This window comes from Streptomyces carpinensis (assembly GCF_002154505.1).
GTDB lineage: Bacteria > Actinomycetota > Actinomycetes > Streptomycetales > Streptomycetaceae > Streptomyces > Streptomyces carpinensis.
Genome location: NZ_MUBM01000801.1, coordinates 1 through 661, shown reverse-complemented (window position 1 = coordinate 661; position 661 = coordinate 1). Strand labels below are relative to the sequence as shown.

Annotated in this window: 1 protein-coding gene; it reads left to right on the top strand. The window is 71.9% G+C overall.

What is annotated here, in order from left to right; translation table 11 throughout:
• The coding region (locus BZY54_RS48885) for a pyridoxal phosphate-dependent decarboxylase family protein (RefSeq protein WP_244217738.1) at nucleotides 1-661 on the top strand (661 nt) is incomplete at both ends.

Here is a 661-nt window from a genome sequence, read left to right as displayed (position 1 = left end):
GAAATCGCCGGACTCTGCGCCGCCCACGGCGCACGCCTCCACATCGACGCCGCCCACGGCGGGGGCCTCCTCTTCAGCGACCGCCACCGCGAGAGACTCACCGGCCTGGAAGCCGCCCACACCCTCACCCTCGACCTGCACAAACTCGGCTGGCAGCCGGTCCCCGCCGGACTCCTCGCCGTCCGCCACCCCCGCGACCTCACCGTCCTGCACCAGCACGCCGACTACCTCAACGCCGACGACGACACCGAAGCAGGCTTCCCCGACCTCCTCGGCCGCTCCCTGCGCACCACCCGCCGACCCGACATCCTCAAGATCGCCGTGACCCTGAGGACCCTCGGCCGCAGCGGCCTCGGCACCCTCGTCGACCAGGTCTGCGCCCGCGCCCGCGAGTTCGCCGACCTCATCCACGACCACCCCGGCTTCGAGCTCTACGACCGGCCCACCATCAGCACGGTCCTCTTCCGGCCCACCGGCGCCGGCGACGACACCGTGGCCGCCGTACGCCGCACGCTCCTCACCGACGGCCGCGCCGTCCTCGGCCGCGCCCGCCTGAGCGGCCGGCTCTGGCTCAAAGCCACCCTCCTCAACCCCGACACCCGGCCCGAAGACCTGGCCACCCTCCTGAAACTGGTGGAAGGACTGTTCCTTATACACATCT